The sequence below is a fragment of the Flavobacterium sp. KKT103 genome (genome assembly GCF_055640565.1).
This window is the reverse complement of record NZ_CM145766.1, coordinates 1,499,445-1,517,815: the sequence shown is the minus strand read 5'-3', so window position 1 is coordinate 1,517,815 and position 18,371 is coordinate 1,499,445. Positions and strand designations below refer to the sequence as shown.

Annotated in this window: 13 protein-coding genes; 6 read left to right on the top strand and 7 right to left on the bottom strand. The window is 34.9% G+C overall.

The genetic code is table 11. From position 1 onward, the window contains the following. Positions 1-6 precede the first annotated feature (6 nt). The 6 genes from rplD to rpsL all read right to left on the bottom strand — a co-directional run bounded on the left by rplD (position 7) and on the right by rpsL (position 4,821). Positions 7-636 (bottom strand): 50S ribosomal protein L4, encoded by a 630-nt coding sequence (gene rplD / locus ACZ2G0_RS06400; RefSeq protein ID WP_470309517.1) that lies wholly within the window; start codon positions 634-636, stop codon positions 7-9. Continuing rightward, complete coding sequence (gene rplC / locus ACZ2G0_RS06395) at positions 636-1,253, bottom strand: 50S ribosomal protein L3 (RefSeq protein ID WP_470309516.1); 618 nt, start codon at positions 1,251-1,253, stop codon at positions 636-638. Before rplC ends, rplD begins: the two co-directional genes overlap by 1 nt. A gap of 153 nt (positions 1,254-1,406) precedes the next feature. Continuing rightward, positions 1,407-1,712, bottom strand: coding sequence for a 30S ribosomal protein S10 (gene rpsJ / locus ACZ2G0_RS06390; protein ID WP_011963470.1), 306 nt, complete (start codon positions 1,710-1,712; stop codon positions 1,407-1,409). 10 nt (positions 1,713-1,722) lie between these two features. Beyond that, positions 1,723-3,879 carry an elongation factor G gene (fusA, locus tag ACZ2G0_RS06385; protein ID WP_470309515.1) on the bottom strand — a complete coding sequence of 719 codons (2,157 nt, stop codon included), beginning with the start codon at positions 3,877-3,879 and terminating at the stop codon, positions 1,723-1,725. A gap of 10 nt (positions 3,880-3,889) precedes the next feature. Continuing rightward, positions 3,890-4,366, bottom strand: coding sequence for a 30S ribosomal protein S7 (gene rpsG, locus ACZ2G0_RS06380; RefSeq protein ID WP_173852647.1), 477 nt, complete (start codon positions 4,364-4,366; stop codon positions 3,890-3,892). Between the two features lie 71 nt (positions 4,367-4,437). Beyond that, entirely contained in the window at positions 4,438-4,821 is a 384-nt protein-coding gene (rpsL, locus tag ACZ2G0_RS06375) for a 30S ribosomal protein S12 (RefSeq protein ID WP_007136570.1), read from the bottom strand. Positions 4,822-5,002: 181 nt separating this feature from the next. On the opposite strand from rpsL, the gene ACZ2G0_RS06370 reads away from it, so the two are divergent. From ACZ2G0_RS06370 to rlmB, 6 genes are all read left to right on the top strand, one after another. After that, on the top strand, positions 5,003-6,703 hold the full coding sequence (locus ACZ2G0_RS06370) for a BamA/TamA family outer membrane protein (protein ID WP_470309514.1): 1,701 nt from the start codon (positions 5,003-5,005) through the stop codon (positions 6,701-6,703). A gap of 82 nt (positions 6,704-6,785) precedes the next feature. Beyond that, entirely contained in the window at positions 6,786-9,998 is a 3,213-nt protein-coding gene (locus ACZ2G0_RS06365; RefSeq protein ID WP_470309513.1) for a SusC/RagA family TonB-linked outer membrane protein, read from the top strand. 4 nt (positions 9,999-10,002) lie between these two features. Continuing rightward, the gene (locus ACZ2G0_RS06360) at positions 10,003-11,460 is read left to right on the top strand and encodes a SusD/RagB family nutrient-binding outer membrane lipoprotein (RefSeq protein WP_470309512.1); all 1,458 of its coding nucleotides are present in this window, start codon (positions 10,003-10,005) and stop codon (positions 11,458-11,460) included. 471 nt (positions 11,461-11,931) lie between these two features. After that, positions 11,932-15,027, top strand: a complete 3,096-nt coding sequence (locus tag ACZ2G0_RS06355; RefSeq protein WP_470309511.1) for a SusC/RagA family TonB-linked outer membrane protein — start codon at positions 11,932-11,934, stop codon at positions 15,025-15,027. 10 nt (positions 15,028-15,037) lie between these two features. Then, positions 15,038-16,588 carry a SusD/RagB family nutrient-binding outer membrane lipoprotein gene (locus ACZ2G0_RS06350; protein WP_470309510.1) on the top strand — a complete coding sequence of 517 codons (1,551 nt, stop codon included), beginning with the start codon at positions 15,038-15,040 and terminating at the stop codon, positions 16,586-16,588. A 75-nt stretch (positions 16,589-16,663) separates the two neighbouring features. After that, positions 16,664-17,398, top strand: coding sequence for a 23S rRNA (guanosine(2251)-2'-O)-methyltransferase RlmB (gene rlmB, locus ACZ2G0_RS06345; RefSeq protein WP_470309509.1), 735 nt, complete (start codon positions 16,664-16,666; stop codon positions 17,396-17,398). 44 nt (positions 17,399-17,442) lie between these two features. On the opposite strand, the gene ACZ2G0_RS06340 is transcribed toward rlmB, so the two are convergent. After that, the gene (locus ACZ2G0_RS06340; protein WP_470309508.1) at positions 17,443-18,189 is read right to left on the bottom strand and encodes a rhomboid family intramembrane serine protease; all 747 of its coding nucleotides are present in this window, start codon (positions 18,187-18,189) and stop codon (positions 17,443-17,445) included. Positions 18,190-18,371 lie beyond the last annotated feature (182 nt).

Sequence of the window (18,371 nt, the reverse complement as noted above, 5' to 3'; positions counted from 1 at the left end):
ATCCTATTATTTACTTAAATTTTCTTCAATTACTTCCAAAGAACTCTCCAAAAGCACTAAATTATTAGCATTTAATATAGCATAAGTGCTTAATTCTAAGCTACTTACAACATTAGCTGCCTTTAAATTGCGTGACGACAAATATACATTTTTATTTGAAGCACCCAATACAAATAGTGATTTTTTATTTTCTAACTCTAAAGCTTTCAAAACATTAATGAAATTTTTAGTGTTTGGAGTTTCAAAATTAAAGTCTTCAAGAACGATAATATTTGATTCTTTTGCTTTGATAGAGAAAGCAGATTTTCTTGCCAATCTTTTCAAGCTTTTATTCAATTTAAATGAATAACTTCTTGGTCTTGGTCCAAAAACTGTTCCTCCTCCTTTAAACAAAGGGTTTTTTGCACTACCCGCACGAGCAGTACCTGTTCCTTTTTGTTTTTTAATCTTACGTGTACTTCCCGCTACTTCAGCTCTCTCTTTAGCTTTGTGCGTTCCTTGACGTTGGTTAGCAAGATATTGCTTAACATCAAGATATACTGCGTGATTGTTTGGCTCTATACCGAATACTGAATCAGAAAGTTGAACTTTTCTTCCAGTATCTTTTCCATTGAAATCTAATACTTTTGCTTCCATTACTTCTGAATGATTACATAAGAGTTGTTATGACCAGGAACACATCCTTTTATAACTAGTAGGTTCTTTTCAGCAACTACTTTTAAAACTCTAAGGTTTTGAACTTTTACATTATCTCCTCCCATACGTCCAGCCATACGCATTCCTTTGAATACTCTAGATGGATAAGAAGAAGCTCCTACAGAACCTGGCGCTCTTAAACGGTTATGTTGACCGTGAGTCGCTTGTCCAACACCACCAAAACCGTGACGTTTAACAACCCCTTGGAAACCTTTACCTTTAGATACACCTTGTACATCTACAAATTCTCCTTCTGCAAAAATAGAAACATCAATAAGATCTCCTAATTTTTGTTCTGTTGCGAAATCTTGGAATTCAACGACCTTTTTCTTAGCTACAGTTCCCGCTTTTTTAAAGTGACCTAAAGCCGCTTTTGTGGAATGTTTCTCGTTTTTGTCATCGAAACCAAGTTGCAACGCTTCGTACCCGTCAACACCTTTGGTTCTGACTTGGGTAACAACACATGGACCCGCCTCAATTACAGTACAAGGAATGTTTTTCCCGTTCTCGTCAAAAAGACTAGTCATGCCGATTTTTCTACCAATTAACCCAGACATAAATATTAATTATTAATTATTAAATATAAAAATAGAACACAATCATTTAAGTGACCTATTTTTTTTAGTGGTGCAAAAGTATAACTTATTTACACACAAACCAAAAAAAACTTTTCACTTAAATGAAGTGCTCTTTTTACTCTTGAAAGATACTTAAACTTTGATCTCTACTTCAACTCCACTAGGCAATTCTAATTTCATTAAAGCATCAATAGTTTTAGATGAAGATGAATAAATATCAATTAATCTCTTATATGACATTACTTCAAATTGTTCTCTAGCTTTTTTATTAACGTGCGGAGAACGCAGTACTGTAAAAAGTTTCTTGTGAGTAGGCAATGGAATTGGTCCTGTTACTACTGCACCGGTACTCTTAACCGTTTTTACAATCTTTTCAGCAGACTTGTCTACCAACATATGATCGTAAGATTTTAGTTTTATTCTGATTTTTTGACTCATTTTCTTAAAATTAAGCGTTTCCTTTTGCTTTTTTGATTACTGCTTCTGAAATATTAGAAGGAGTTTCCGCGTAGTGTGAAAATTCCATTGTAGATGTTGCTCTACCAGATGACAATGTTCTTAATGTAGTTACATAACCAAACATTTCTGATAATGGCACATCTGCCTTAATAGTTTTAGCACCGTTTCTGTCTCCCATGTCATTTACCTGACCTCTACGACGGTTGATATCACCTACGATATCTCCCATGTTTTCTTCTGGTGTAATAACTTCCATCTTCATGATTGGCTCAAGAATTACAGCTCCAGCAGCTTTAGCTACTTCTCTGTATCCCATTCTTGCTGCTAATTCAAAAGATAAAGCATCTGAATCGACTGGGTGGAAAGATCCATCCAACAAAGTTACTTTTAAGCTATCAACTTGGTATCCTGCTAAAGGACCTGTTTTCATCGCTTCTCTAAAACCTTTCTCTACAGAAGGAATATATTCTTTAGGAACGTTTCCTCCTTTTACAGAATTAACAAACTGCAATCCAACTGGAGCTTTACCATCAACTTCATCAGCAGGCTCTAAAACAAACACGATATCACCGAATTTACCACGACCTCCAGATTGTTTCTTGTACGTCTCTCTATGTTGAGCACTTCTTGTAAACGCTTCTTTATATTCAACTTGAGGCTCACCTTGGTTCACTTCAACTTTAAATTCACGACGCATTCTATCAACTAGGATATCTAAGTGAAGCTCACCCATACCTGAGATAATTGTTTGCCCTGAAGCCTCATCAGTTCTAACTGTAAACGTTGGATCTTCTTCTGCTAATTTAGCTAAAGCCATACCCATTTTATCTACGTCAGCCTTAGTTTTAGGCTCAATTGCAATACCAATTACTGGTGCAGGGAATTTCATAGACTCAAGAATAATTGGGTGTTTTTCATCACACAATGTATCTCCAGTTTTAATATCTTTAAATCCAACTGCTGCTCCAATATCACCTGCCTCGATATACTCGATTGGGTTTTGCTTGTTAGCGTGCATTTGATAGATACGAGAAATTCTTTCTTTGTTACCTGAACGTGTGTTTAAAACATACGAACCTGCATCTAAACGACCTGAATAAGCACGGAAGAAAGCTAAACGACCTACGAATGGGTCAGTAGCGATTTTAAATGCTAAAGCAGCGAATGGCTCTTTAACATCTGGCTTACGCAAGATTTTAGTTTGATCTTCTTCTAACAACTCAGCATCATCAGGGTGAATTCCTTCAATTCCTTCTTTATCCATTGGAGATGGTAAGTACTTACATACTGCATCTAACATGAATTGAACACCTTTGTTTTTGAAAGAAGAACCAGCGATCATAGGAATGATAGCCATATCCATTACAGCAGCTCTTAAAGCAATATTGATTTCCTCCTCTGTGATAGAATCAGGATTTTCCATATACTTGTCAAGCAAATTCTCATCATAATCAGCAACTGCTTCGATAAGAATATCTCTGTATTCTTTTACTTCTTCAACCATATCAGCAGGAATATCAACAACTTCATAAGTTGCTCCCATTCCAGCATCATCCCAAACAATAGCTTGGTTTCTTACTAAATCCACAACACCTTTGAAATCATTTTCTTCACCAATTGGTAAAGTGATCGCAACTGCATTTGATTTTAGCATATCTCTTACTTGTTGACAAACCATCAAAAAGTTAGAACCTTGTCTATCCATTTTATTAACAAAACCGATACGTGGCACTCTGTATTGATCAGCTAATCTCCAGTTAGTTTCTGATTGTGGCTCAACACCATCAACAGCACTAAACAAGAAAACCAAACCATCAAGTACACGTAAAGAACGGTTTACTTCAACTGTAAAGTCAACGTGTCCTGGGGTATCGATAATATTAAAGTGATAAGGCAAAGTCTCAGGTAAAATTTTACCTTGAGTCGTTGGGAAATTCCATTCACAAGTAGTAGCTGCAGAAGTTATTGTAATACCTCTTTCTTGCTCTTGTGCCATCCAGTCCATTGTTGCAGCACCATCGTGTACTTCACCAATTTTGTGTGATTTTCCTGTATAGAATAATATACGCTCTGTTGTTGTTGTTTTACCAGCATCAATGTGAGCAGCAATTCCTATGTTTCTTGTATATTTAAGTTCTCTAGCCATTTCTTAAGAATTAAAATCTAAAGTGAGAGAAAGCTTTGTTAGCTTCTGCCATTTTGTGAGTATCCATTCTTTTCTTAACAGCAGCACCTTCTTCTTTAGCCGCAGCTAAACATTCGTTTGCCAATCTCTGAGCCATTGATTTTTCGTTTCTTCTTCTTGAATAAAGAATCAACCATTTCATAGCCATAGAAATTTTTCTGTCTGGACGAATTTGCATTGGAATTTGGAATGTAGCTCCACCTACTCTACGACTACGTACTTCTACGTGAGGCATAACGTTAGTTAAAGCATCTTTCCATATTTCTAATGATGGTTTTTCAGCATCTTGTTTCTTAGACTCAATGATGTCAATTGCATCATAAAATACTTTAAACGCTGTCGATTTTTTTCCATCCCACATTAAGTTGTTCACAAAACGTGTTACCAGTTGGTCATTAAACCTTGGATCTGGTAAAAGTGGTCTTTTCTTTGCCGCTCTTTTTCTCATGTCTTTTTTTTAAAAAAAGGTATAACCCCCAAACAAACAGTAACTATTTATTTACGAGTACACTTTTTAAATTACTTTTTTGCTTCTTTTGGGCGTTTAGCACCATACTTAGATCTTCTTTGCGTTCTTCCTGCTACTCCTGACGTATCAAGTGCACCACGAACGATGTGATATCTAACTCCTGGTAAATCTTTTACCCTTCCACCCCTAACTAATACTATCGAGTGCTCTTGTAAATTGTGTCCTTCACCAGGGATGTAGGCATTTACTTCGTTACCATTTGTCAAACGTACACGCGCTACTTTACGCATTGCAGAGTTTGGTTTTTTAGGTGTCGTAGTGTAAACACGCGTACAAACCCCTCTTCTTTGAGGACAAGAATCTAAAGCAACCGATTTACTCTTCTTAGTTATCTGAGTTCTTCCTGTTCTTACTAATTGTTGAATTGTTGGCATAATTAATACTAAAAATTTATTATGTATATTTAATTCCCGCTTTTTACGGGGTTGCAAATGTATAAATTATTTTTTACTCTACAAATGTTAATCCATTAATTTTCAATAAGATTATTTAGCTATTTGATTTTAACCGTAAAGATTGGATATTTGTATTCCAGTAACTTAAATCGAAACCCGTTTGAAAAAGATTAGCTTCCTCCTTTTAATAATCATTTCAAACTTGTCTTGTTTTGCACAAAAATACCATCTTACCATAGAAGGAAAGACCGTGAATGAAACAAAATCTATTGATTCTTTAAACTACCAAACGAAACATCAAGACATAGGTCACCTTTTGGCTGAAATCTCAAAAACGCAAAACTACCTCATACAAAAGGGCTTTCTTGAAACCCTCTTGGTCAACCAAGTTAAAATAAACGATAGCTCCTACATTGCTAACCTAGATCTTGGTAAAAGAATCACCACTATTAAGGTTACCAGCTCAATAAATCCTAGTTTAAAGAAAATTCTACAAATAACGCAGGATACAATGATTGTAAAGTACTCGCAAATCTCAAATTTTTTAAATAACAAAAAACAATTATTAAATAACGAAGGCTATCCTCTCGCGACTGTTAACCTAACCGATCTAAAAAAGGGAGCTTCTTCCCTGATCGCAACTCTAGTAATAAATCAAAACAGACAGAAACAAATAAATACTATAATTGTTGCAAAAAATAATGAAACCAAATTTCAATTCCCTAAAGGACATTTAAATCAAATTGTAAAAAAATTCAAAAATAATCTACTATCTGACAACACTATCAATAAAATCAAAGAAGAGTTTGATAAACACAACTTTGTTACGCAATCAAAATACCCGGAAACATTATTCACCAATGATTCCACCAAAATATACGTTTACTTAGAAAAACAACGCGCCAATACCTTTGACGGATTCATAGGATTTAACACTAATGAAAATCAAAAATTAACCTTAAGTGGCTATTTAGATTTACAACTTGAAAATATTTTAAATGCCGGTGAGGAATTTAGACTGAACTGGAAAAGCAACGGAAACAACCAAACAACCTTTAATAGCACACTAGAACTACCGTACCTTTTTGGCAGTCCAATTGGACTGAAAGCTCAACTCAACATTCTTAAACAAGACAGCACTTTTCAAAACACTAAAACCGCACTCGAAGCCAGTTACTACATAAAGTACAACACCCGAATTTATATAGGAAGAGAAACGACTAGCTCCAGCGACATCCAGAATATCAATAATGGCGAAATCAGCGATTTTAAAAGCACGTTTTACACAAGCTCACTTTCATTCAAGCTTAAAGAGCGAAGCAATTCAATGAACCCAATTAAAAGCTATATCGATTTAAAACTAGGAATTGGCAAAAGAGAAAACACAAATGAGTTTTCAGTCAACACTATAAATCAACAGAAATTCATAGCACTTAACGCTTCAAACACCTTTCACCTAAATCAAAAAAACCATTTTAACACCAAAGCACTTTTTCATTCACTGATCAGTACTGAATATAGTCAAAACGAACTGTATCGTTTTGGCGGCATGAACAGTATAAGAGGTTTTCAAGAAAATAGTATTTTAGCCAAAACTTATTTCGTCCTTGCAACAGAATACCGCTACCTGCTTAACGACAATTTTTACCTAACGACAGTTGCTGATTACAGCCATTTTAATTTACCAAATCAAAAAACCACAAACAAATACCAACAAAATTTATATAGTTTGGGGCTAGGAATAGGACTACGTACCAAAAACGGAATACTAAAATTTTATGCAGTAAAGAACTACAATTATGAAGTTAAAACAACCATTTACAACACATTAGTGCATTTAAGTTATAATATTACATTTTAAAAGAGCAAACAAAGACCACTTTTAATTAGGATTTTTAACGTTTTTTTATGATTTTTGTTATTACTAATCAAAACAAATAAAAATGAAACTAAAATTCAATGGAATCTTGGTACTACTATTAGTACTTGTAGCGCAATTGACTTTTGCGCAAGAAAGAACCGTTACAGGTGTTGTTTCTGATGAATCAGGGATGCCAATACCGGGTGTTAGTGTTCTATTAAAAGGAACAACTTCAGGCACGCAAACGGATTTCGATGGTAAATTCACTATCAAAGCTTCTGCTTCTCAAGTTTTAACATTCAGTTATATCGGAATGAAAACTCAAGAAATAAAAGCTACATCATCAACAATAAATGTTAAAATGATGGGTAGTGCCTTAGAACTAGAAGGTGTTACTATAAACGTTTTAGGTATTGAAGTAAAGAAAAACGAAACTGCATCAGCATTTTCAAAAGTAAAAGGTGATGTCCTTACGAATTCTGGAGAAACTTCATTACTAAAAGGATTATCTGCAAAGGCATCTGGTGTTAGCATCGTATCAAACTCTGGAGATCCAGGATCAGGAGCTTACGTACAAATTAGAGGTCAAAACTCAATAACTGGTTCGACACAACCATTATACGTTGTAGATGGAATCCCAGTATCAAGTGATGAGCTAGGAAGTGGTGTTGACGGTGTAGGACAACAAAGCAGAATGAATGACATTAACCCTAATGATATCGAATCTGTAAAAGTACTTAAAGGAGCTTCAGCAGCAGCATTATGGGGATATAGAGCCTCTAACGGTGTAGTTTTAATAACTACTAAAAAAGGAAAAAAAGGAAAAATTTCTGTAGATGTTAATTCAAGCGTTTCCTTTGATAAAGTAAACATTAAATTCAAAACGCAAGACATTTACGGACAGGGATCAGGTGGCGTTTGGAGCGGTGCTTCATTCAGATCAGGTTCATTTGGTGATAAAATTTCCACAAGATCAGGAGCAGCTGATGTATTTAACACCGCAGGACAATCATTTGTATCTGATAGCGGAAATACATACTTTCCAATAACAACCAAAAACAGTACCGCTAACTTTAATGATTCCAACTACAATGCCGTTGTAAACAATGGACAATCTATAAACAACCACGTATCTATAAGTGGTGGTAGCGAGAACACAAGCTTTTACCTTGGATTAGGAAGCAATGTTCAAGAGGGAATTGTTCGAGGTTCTGATTACGAGAGAACAAGTATCGATTTTACTTCTGACTCTAAAATTGGTGATAAATTATCTTTTAAAAGTAAATTTAGCTACTCTTCAAGTAACTCGAATAGAATTCAACAAGGTTCCAATTTATCAGGATTATTTTTAGGACTTTATCGTACTCCTGCTGATTTTGACAACAGCGACTTTAAAGGAACAAGCTTTACAAACGGGATTCCTTCGCTTAACAGCCAAAGAGCCTACAGACAAGCAGTTGGTACAAATGCAGGAGATAGAAATCCTAGTTACAACAACCCTCTATGGACGACTGACGTTCAAAAAAACCCAAATACAGTTGACAGATATATTGCTGGATTCGAAATTAAGCAAGAGGTATCTAGCTGGTTAACATTATTAGGTAGATTAGGACTTGACGGTTATTCAGACAAAAGATCAAGTATGTTTCCTATGAATTCATCGGAAAATGCTGGAAATGGATTTGCTACAGAAAGTGTAACTGACTTCAAATCATATAACGTAGATTTAATCGCTTTAGGAAACTTACAAATCAACGAAAGTATAGGATTAACTTATTTAACAGGTATAAACTTTTCATCAAGTGAATACGACCAAAGAGGGGGGTCTTACAAAAATTTCTTGATAGATAGTGATAAATTCGCTTATGATAATGCATTAATAGTAGATAAAACAACTTTCTTAAATAGAACCTATTCAAAACTAAGCGGAGGTTATTTTTCAGCAGCATTTGATTATAAGGATTACTTATACTTAACAGTTGGAGGACGTTTAGAGACTGCTTCAACGTATAGCCCTAACTTAAAATCATATTTTTACCCAACAGCTGAAGCAGCTTATAAATTTACTAAAAACTCCAATAGTGAAATTTTAACTAATGGAAAAGCAAGAGTTACTTTTGGTCAAATAGCATCTATACCAAGACCATACGCTGGAACAACCTATTTTGCTTCAGCAGCAGGTGCTGAAGGATACGGACCCGCATATGATTCAGGGGCTTACAACGGATCGTTTCAAAGGTCAGCTGGTAGAGGAAATCCAAACCTTAAACCTGAGATTAAAACAGAAACAGAATTTGGCGCTGACTTAGAATTCTTCCATAGACTATCGATCAACGCAACTTATTATGCAAATGAAACTAAAAACTTACTTGTCGATGTACCTTTAAATGGTTCTTCTACTTACTCTAGTATTTACGGTAATTTTGCAACGATACAAAACAGAGGAATAGAAGTTGAATTTGATGCTAATCTACTATCCTCAGCATCGGCTGTAAAATGGAATTTATTTGGTAACTGGAGTAGAAACCGAAATAAAGTAACCCAATTAGAAGGAACCGAATCTTTATTTTTAGATGGTTTTGCTGGCTCCTCTTCTCGTGCGGTACTTGGTCAGCCATTAGGAGTTTTATGGGGAGGTACATTTGCAAAAGATGCAAATAACTCTTTAATACTGGATTCAAATGGTTTCCCGACTGTAGCACCAGTTGAAGGAGTTATAGGAGATCCTAATCCAAATTGGAGAGGTGCAATTGGAACATCAGTAAGTTATAAAAACCTTACGCTTAGCACATTATTTGACGCCTCAATAGGTGGCCAACTTTGGGACGGAACAAATGGAGCCTTAAACAATTTTGGTAAAACAATAGAATCTGCTAATGAAGTAACATTAACAAGCCCGACGGTAAACTACGATGGAGATCTTATTCCTGCAGGAACAGTAAGAGGTAACTTGAGAGACTTTGGAGCTGGAAATGTATTGTTAGATGAGTCTTGGTACACACAATTAGGTGGTGGATTCGGACCTGTTAGTTCGCAATTCGTTAAATCTGCATCATGGGTTAAATGGAGAGAACTAAGTCTATCTTACTTATTAAAATTCAAAAATAAAAATGTAGGGTTCGAAAGCATTACTTTTACAGGAACTGGTAGAAATTTATGGTTATGGACTGAAGACAAAACATTAGGACAAGATCCTGAAACTAATCTTACAGGAGGATCAAACGGAAGAGGACTACAATACTTTAATAGTCCAAACTCTAAATCTATAATCTTTAGTGTTAATTTAAAATTCTAAGAAAATGAAAAATATAAATATAAAAATAGTAACATTCTGCGCACTGCTTGCTTCGATAGTTGGTTGTACCAGTTATGTAGATGATCTAAATGTTGATCCAGATCTTTTACTAGATTCTAATGCCAAAAACCTACTTCAAGGAGTAATGCTAGCCAATCAATTTTTTCAAACGAGCTCTAATACCAGAGACGTAATGATTTGGTTGAACCAAGCCAACGGTGAAGACAGACAGTACGTAGCCTTAAACAACTGGAATAATTCAGCAGCATCGTCATTTGATGATAGCTGGAACAATGCCTATGTTAATGTTATTACACAAGCTAAAATCACTTCTACTAAAGCACTGGCTGAAGGTAGCCCAAGAACTGCAGGAGTTGCACAAGTTTTAGAAGCTCATTGTATAGGAACCGTTACTTCGCTTTGGGGAGATGTACCTTATTCTGAAATAGATATATCAGGAAAAAACTTAACTCCAAAATATGATTCGCAAGCTAATGTTTACAAAAGTATTCAAGATCTTTTGGATAAAGCAATTGTAAACCTTCAAAAAACTACTGGACCTGCTATAAATACCGATTCAGATCTATATTACAAGGGCGATACGTCGAAATGGATAAAACTTGCATATTCTTTAAAAGCTAGATATTACTTGCATACTAAAGAATATATTCTTGCTAAAAACAATGCGACATTTGGAATCGACTCAGCCAGCGGAGATTTCGTTGCTAAATTTGGAACTAGTTCTGGTCAAAGTTTTAACCCTTACTATTCTTTTCTAATTTACGATAGAGATTCTTACATGTCAGGTGATAGCTACGCAGCAAGATTGCTAGATCCATCAGCAACCCTATATAGAGGAAATGCCAAGACAAATGAATCAGCGAGATTTGGTTACACCTACTCAACTGAAGAATTCTATTTCGCACCATACGAACTCAATTTCTTTAGTCAATTTGACTGGGGAGAAACTGATGGTAAATTTGGTACTGAGACTGGCATTCCTTTAGTAACATATGGCGAAATGCTATTAATAAAAGCTGAAATCGACGCTAGAACATCAGTAGCAACAGGTATAACATCTTACAATGAATACAGAGCATTATTAAATACGGGGTATTCTATAGGAATTGACAATACCGGATTTAACGGTCAAGCAATAAGCTACCTACCCTATGTGCTTGCTGATTTCACAGCGGGAGGAATGGAAAATCCAAGCCCAAGCATCTCACAACAAGAAGCACTATTAAGAGAGATTTTTCAAGAAAGATATATTTACTTCATGGGAACCTATGAAACATTAAATGATTTTGGAAGATCAAACAACATGGCAGGGATTCAATTAAAAACAGGATTTGCAGGTTCACCTCAAAGACTACTTTACCCACAAGTGGAGGTTAACTCTAACCCAAATACACCAAACCCAATACCAAAAATAACGGTTAAAACACCAGTTCATAACTAACGTTAATAATCAAACAAGAAAGCCACTCAATGAGTGGCTTTTTTTATATAAATTAATTTCAATCTTGCACAAGATAAAAATTCAACAACAAACGAAAGTCTATAAAAATAAATTCAATTAAAAGAATAATAAATAAATCACGACAAAATTTATTGCAAAAAGACTATCTCAAAATCATAAAATAAACACAAAATAAAACTGCCTACAACCAAAAGAAACACCATTAAGTACTTACAAAGCAACGAAATAACCCTAAATAAGACAATTAAAACATTATGAATTGTATTATATATTTTTCAAAAAAAGGAGTAAAAAACTACATCAGTAAACTTAAAACAGTTTTTTATAACAAATTGTTCCATATAGGTTAAAATGTTAAATTTCACTATTATTTTTGAATTTTAAGTTTTTATATTAGGTAAGTTAACAAATTATTAAGATTTTTGTTTCACTAATTAAAAATTTTAAAAAATGAAACTAAAGTTCAATGGAATCTTGGTACTACTATTAGTACTTGTAGCGCAACTAACTTTTGCGCAGGAAAGAACCGTTACTGGTACTGTTTCTGACAAAACAGGAATGCCATTACCTGGCGTAAGTGTTTTAGTTAAAGGGACAAAATCGGGAACACAAACTGATTTCGATGGTAAATATACCATCAAAGCAGCACCCAGTCAAATTTTGATGTTTAGCTACATTGGAATGAAAGGTCAAGAACTGACTGCAAATGCAACCACTGTAAATGTAAAATTGCAAGATGACTCCATCGAACTAGAAGGAGTTATTGTTGGAGCATTAGGTATTAAAAGATCAAAAGATGCAGTAACATCTGCTTCACAAATTGTAAACAAAAAGGAGCTTACACAAGCAGCAAATCCAAATGTTGTACAATCTTTAGTAGGTAAAGTATCTGGTTTACAGATTAACAGAACCTCAGGTGGAGTAAATGGAGGAACAAGAATCGTGCTTAGGGGATCTCGCTCTATCACAGGAAACAATGAAGCTTTAGTAGTAATTGACAACGCAATTTCTACAGCAGCAGCATTACAACAATTACCACCAGAATTAGTAGAAAGTCTTAACGTGTTAAAAGGTGCACAAGGTGCTGCTTTATACGGAGAGCAAGGTGTAAACGGAGTAATAATTGTAAATACAGTTAGAGGAGCACAAGATGGCGGTAAATTAACGGTAAGTGTAAACTCAGTTGTAGACTTTGAAACAATTGCTTACGTTCCTACTACTCAAAAAAAATACGGACAAGGTTGGTTTGGAGGACATGATCCTACAGAAAATGGTTCTTGGGGTGAATTATTTGACGGAACTATAAGAGACACCGGATTACCGCAAGCCGATGGAAATTCATTACAACTTCCATATTCGTATATAAAAGACAATGTAAAACAATTCTACCAAACAGGTACAACTTTCCAAAATGGTTTTTCATTGAACGCAGGTAGTACTGACTCTTACGTTGTGTTTTCAGCAAACAACTTGAAAACAGAATTTGTAGTTAATGGAGATAAATTAGAAAGAAACAGCTTTTTGTTTAAAGCAGGAAAAAAAGTTGGTAAATTTAGTATCGATGGTAACATCAACTATAACTATCAAAGTTCTACTGAAACTTCAGCAGGATTGCTAAGTGATTTAATTCAAACACCAGGAAACATTCCTATATCTCAATTTGCTAATTCAGGAAACGAAGGTCACTGGACTATTTATTACCAAAGCCCTTACTGGACTCAAGCTAATAATAGAAGCGATGCAACAAGATCATTTGTAAACGCTATAGCAGCATTAAAGTATGACATTAATAAAAACATTAATGTTAGCTACACTGGAAACTTACAGTTTACTTCTAGTGATGGACAGTCACATATAAATAGTTACAAAGAAAATGCATACTTAATCAGCCAAGGTGCGAACAGAGATCAAACTTCAGAGTACTATGCTAGCCAATCTTTTAATAGAAAATATTATGGAGATTTATTGGTTAACTTAAACTATGACTTGACAGATGATTTGAATTTGAAAGCAAACATCGGAAGCAATATGCAAGACAACTCTTATAGAGTTACTTCACAAGGTGGAACAAATTTAGACATCCCAGGTTTTTATAACATCAAAAATGTTTTAAGCCCTGCAAATCCCTCTACGCTTGACAATAGATATTTGAAGTCAAACAGAGCTTCAGCTTTGGCAAACGTTGATTTAGGATATAAAGACTTTTTATTCTTAAACTTAACAGGAAGAAATGATTGGTCATCAGTTTTACCAAAAAACAATAACAACTTCTTTTACAGCAGTGCTGGAGTTTCATTTATTCCTACACTTGCATTTGAGAACCTAAGAGGCAAAGCGCTAAACTACGCTAAGATTGCTGCCAACATTACCAAAGTAGGTAACTCATCAGCAGTAGGAACTTATGCAATAAATGAAATTGGAGTTTCTCCAACAGGTTTCCCTTATGGTAACCTAGGTTCATATATAGCTAATCAAAATCCTACTAACAAAAACATCAGACCTGAGTTTGTTACAACCGCTGAGTTAGATGTTAATTTAGGTTTTCTAAACAACAGAATTACTTTAGACGGATCTGTTTATAAAGCAAAAACTAAAGATTTGATTACTGCTGCAACAACATCTTCAGCATCTGGATTGTCAACTGCACAATCTAATATTGGAGACATGACAACTACAGGTTTTGAAATTGATTTAGGTTTAGTACCTTTCAAAACTGACAACTTCAACTGGAATTTACGCGCAAGTTACGCTACAAATAAATCAGTAATAAATTCATTAGCTCAAGGAGCTAGCGAAATTAACTTACTAACTAATGCGGCGACAGGAACAGGTATTTTTGCACAAGTAGGAGAAGAATTCCCTTTAATTAAAGGAACTACTTTTGTAAGAGACGCAAATGGTAGCATCATTGTAAACGCTCAAGGTTTACCTTCAAGAACATCTTCAAATTCAATTTTAGGAAAAGCAACTCCTGATTACATATTAGGGCTTACCAACTCTTTTGAATACAAAGGGATAAAATTAACTGTTGTTATGGATTATAGAACAGGACACTCTATAATTTCGGGTACTAAATATGCATTGACATGGCCAGGAAGATTAGAAGAATCAGCTAATTTCGATAGAGATGCAGGTTTTATACTTCCAAACTCAGTTATAGAAACTGCGCCAGGATCAGGAGTTTATGCTCCTAATACCACTGTAGCATCTGCAAAAGGATACGGAACTAATGGTGTAATTGACTATTATGATGCTTTAAGTAGAACAGGAGAACACAACGTAATTGACGCAACAGCATTCAAAGTTCGTGAACTAGCGTTAAGTTATACATTACCTACTACTACAATAAGTAAATTAGGCTTAACATCATTGAGAGTTGGTGTTAACGCTAGAAACCCATTTGTGGTTTTAGCAAAAGGAAACAAAGGATATACTGACCCAGAGGCCTCTTCTGCTGGATCTGGAAGTAATGCAGCAGGTTATTCAAGCACTGGTCAATATCCTACTACTAGAACCGTTGGTGGAAGCATCAATTTAACTTTTTAATACAAATAAGATGAAAAAAATAAGTTTAATACTAGCTATTTTCGCTATATCACTTACTTCATGTAATGATTACCTGGACGAGAATATCACACCTAACTCTGCACTAGCAGAAAATTTACCACCAAGATTGGTTCTTCCAGGAGCTCAAGCGCAAGCTTTTAGAGTTCAATCTATCACTATGAATAGATTAGGAAGTGTTATGGCAAACTCTTGGGGTGGAAACATTTATCAATTTACTAACCCGTTGCGTTTAGAGTATTCGTACAATTTTGACAATACTACATATTCAGCGATATGGGATGGATTATATAGAAGTGTAAACAATTTTCAACAAATAATTGAGACACCGCTACCTAATCAGCAAAATTATATTGCAATTTCAAAAATCATGAAAGCGCATTATATGCAATACATCGTTGATTTATATGGTGACGCTCCCTATTTTGAAGCATTTAAAGGACAAAATAACACTACTCCTGCTTACACAGACGATGCAGTTATCTACAAAGAATTAATTAAAGAGCTAGAAGAAGCTAGAGCATTAATTGCTAGTCCAACACCAACTACAGAGGGTGTTACAACTGATATTGTTTTTGCTGGAAACATGGCAAAGTGGACTAAATTAGCCAACACTATCGAATTAAGAATTTTATTGAGACAAAGTCAATTAACCGATGCAGCAACTGTAGCTTATGTAAACAGTAAATATGCAACATTACAAACTTTAAATAATTTTGTTGATGCAGACGTACTGATAAATCCAGGATATTCATCAGCTAACAACGACCAACAAAACCCATTTTTTGGAGCAAACGTTAGAGATGCAGCAGGATCAACATCAAATACAAACTACACATTTTTCACATCTTCAAAATACTTTGCAGACATATTAAATGGTGAAACAGGTAGTGCAACTGCAGGAGTTGTTGACCCAAGAGGTTTAAGATTCTGGCTTGCAGTAGGTGGAAAAGTAGTAGGTACAGATCAAGGACAAACAGCGCTTACTGGTCAAACTAATGCTACTAACCCTACATCAAGATTTGGTTTAGGAATCACCAATTATGTAGGAGCAAATACTGCAGAACGTACTGCTGCTGGTTCTTCAAAAGCAGGAGTACTAATGTTATTAGCAGAAAGTAAATTTTTACAAGCGGAAGCAGTAGAAAGAGGAAAATTAACTGGAGTTGCTAAGACGCTTTTTGATCAAGGTGTTACAGCTTCTTTTACTTATCTTGGAGCAACTATAGGAACGTATTTGACAGATATCAATCTTAAACCAGGATATGGATACGATGGAACTACAAATAAAATCCAAGCAATTTTATCTCAAAAATGGATTGCCTTAAGTGGTATTCATGGTGTAGAAAATTACATTAACTTTACGAGAACAGGTTTTCCAACAATTCCTGGTACTATAAATAATGCTAATATTCAACCAACAAGACCAAAAAGATTAATCTATCCATTATCAGAGTACAATGCCAACTCTGCTAACGTGCCTATTTTAACATCAGCACAGGTTACTACACAAGGTCCGTTTTGGTATGTTCCAACTCCATAATTATTTGGAATATCAAATTAATAAACTTAAAAACCATCAGTTAACACTGATGGTTTTTTTTTATATCTTTGCGCCATGGAAAAAGAACATCAGATATTTGGGATTAGAGCCATCATTGAGGCAATCCAAGCAGGAAACACAATAGATAAAGTATACATACAAAAAGAAGCTAGTGGCGAACTAATGAAGGACTTAATGAAAGTCATGAAAAGAGCGAACATTAACTTTTCCTATGTTCCTGTTGAAAAATTAAATCGTCTTACTCCCAACAATCATCAAGGTGCCGTTGCAAGCATCTCTCCTATTTCTTTTTTCGATTTAGAAACATTAATTGATACGGTTGTTGAAAACGGAAAAAAACCTTTGTTTTTAATTTTAGATCAAATATCAGATGCTAGAAATTTTGGAGCTATCATCAGAACAGCAGAATGTACTGGGGTAAACGGAATTATTGTGCAAAAAGCAGGATCAGCTCCTGTAAATGGCGATACTGTTAAGACTTCGGCTGGTGCAGTATTTAATATTCCGATTTGCAAAGTAGAACACATCAAAGACGCTATTTTTCTTTTACAAGCAAGCGGTATAAAAACGGTTGCTGCTACTGAGAAAACAGATCAAAACATCTATGATATTTCACTTAACGAACCTGTTGCTATCATAATGGGATCAGAGGACCGAGGTGTTAATCCATCAGTACTTAAAATAGTTGACGAAAAAGCAAAACTACCTATGTTTGGAACCATTGGATCCCTAAATGTATCAGTAGCTTGTGGTGCTTTTTTATATGAAGCAGTTAGACAAAGAAGCTAAATTAAAAAATACTTATTACAAAAAAACGAATTAAGACTTAGGTCCTAATTCGTTTTTTTTGTTTCAGTAATTTCATAATGTACATCCCAATCGCTATAAAAATAGGGATCAATCACCTCTTCCTCGATTGGTAAATTGAAAAAATTCCCGTTTTCGTCAAAGCGCTGCATGAATTTATCAGCAGATGCATCATAATCAGCTTGTTCCCAATCGTACTTAGGTTCCTTTTTATATTCTGTAGTCTTATAAACAAACGCTAAAAAGCAGCCAGCAATAAAGCCTCCTAAATGACCTTCCCAAGAAATAGCATCATCAACCTTTGGGAATACATACCACACCATCCCACCGTAAATCATAATAACGGCTAATGATAATGCCATCAAACGGTAATATTGCGTTAGCAACCCTTTAAAAAAGATAAAGCTAAATAGTACGTAAATAAGTCCGCTTGCTCCAATATGGTAGCTGTGACGACCTATCAACCAAGTAATCATTCCTGAAATTAATATTCCAAAAGTTATAACACCAAAACTTTGTTTAGGGTAAAAGAATTGCAAGGCAGCCAATAAAATCAATAAAGGAATTGAATTATTATAGAGGTGAACTAGATCACTATGAATAAAGGGACTAAACAACACTCCTTGCAAACCTGAAATGCTTCTTGGATAAATACCGTTTTCTACAAAGTCATAATCAAATCTGATTTCTAACCAATATAGAAACCAAAGCAGTAGCACAAAAAAAAGCGGGAGTCCAATGACTGCGTTAGTAAATTTAAAATGTTTATCCATTATGCTACTTTCTATGATTGAATCAAATTTGTGACCAAAACTAAATTAGTGCTATTTTGTCAGACTGAAACAAGGAATTGTGTTTGATTTAAAACTAAATCGTTTTTAGCCCAGATCGAAACGGCATCCTTTAGGCTATTGTCTCGATTTTTAAAATCGAGACAATAGCCTAAAGATATAGT

Bases quoted from the DNA above. Each gene is read 5' to 3' on its own strand.
- fusA (WP_470309515.1), bottom strand. From the start codon at position 3,879: ATGGCTAGAGAACTTAAATATACAAGAAACATAGGAATTGCTGCTCAC.
- ACZ2G0_RS06365 (WP_470309513.1), top strand. From the start codon at position 6,786: ATGAAACTAAAATTCAATGGAATCTTGGTACTACTATTAGTACTTGTA.
- rpsJ (WP_011963470.1), bottom strand. From the start codon at position 1,712: ATGAGTCAAAAAATCAGAATAAAACTAAAATCTTACGATCATATGTTG.
- rplD (WP_470309517.1), bottom strand. From the start codon at position 636: ATGGAAGCAAAAGTATTAGATTTCAATGGAAAAGATACTGGAAGAAAA.
- ACZ2G0_RS06340 (WP_470309508.1), bottom strand. From the start codon at position 18,189: ATGGATAAACATTTTAAATTTACTAACGCAGTCATTGGACTCCCGCTT.
- rpsL (WP_007136570.1), bottom strand. From the start codon at position 4,821: ATGCCAACAATTCAACAATTAGTAAGAACAGGAAGAACTCAGATAACT.
- ACZ2G0_RS06350 (WP_470309510.1), top strand. From the start codon at position 15,038: ATGAAAAAAATAAGTTTAATACTAGCTATTTTCGCTATATCACTTACT.
- rpsG (WP_173852647.1), bottom strand. From the start codon at position 4,366: ATGAGAAAAAGAGCGGCAAAGAAAAGACCACTTTTACCAGATCCAAGG.
- rplC (WP_470309516.1), bottom strand. From the start codon at position 1,253: ATGTCTGGGTTAATTGGTAGAAAAATCGGCATGACTAGTCTTTTTGAC.
- rlmB (WP_470309509.1), top strand. From the start codon at position 16,664: ATGGAAAAAGAACATCAGATATTTGGGATTAGAGCCATCATTGAGGCA.
- ACZ2G0_RS06360 (WP_470309512.1), top strand. From the start codon at position 10,003: ATGAAAAATATAAATATAAAAATAGTAACATTCTGCGCACTGCTTGCT.
- ACZ2G0_RS06355 (WP_470309511.1), top strand. From the start codon at position 11,932: ATGAAACTAAAGTTCAATGGAATCTTGGTACTACTATTAGTACTTGTA.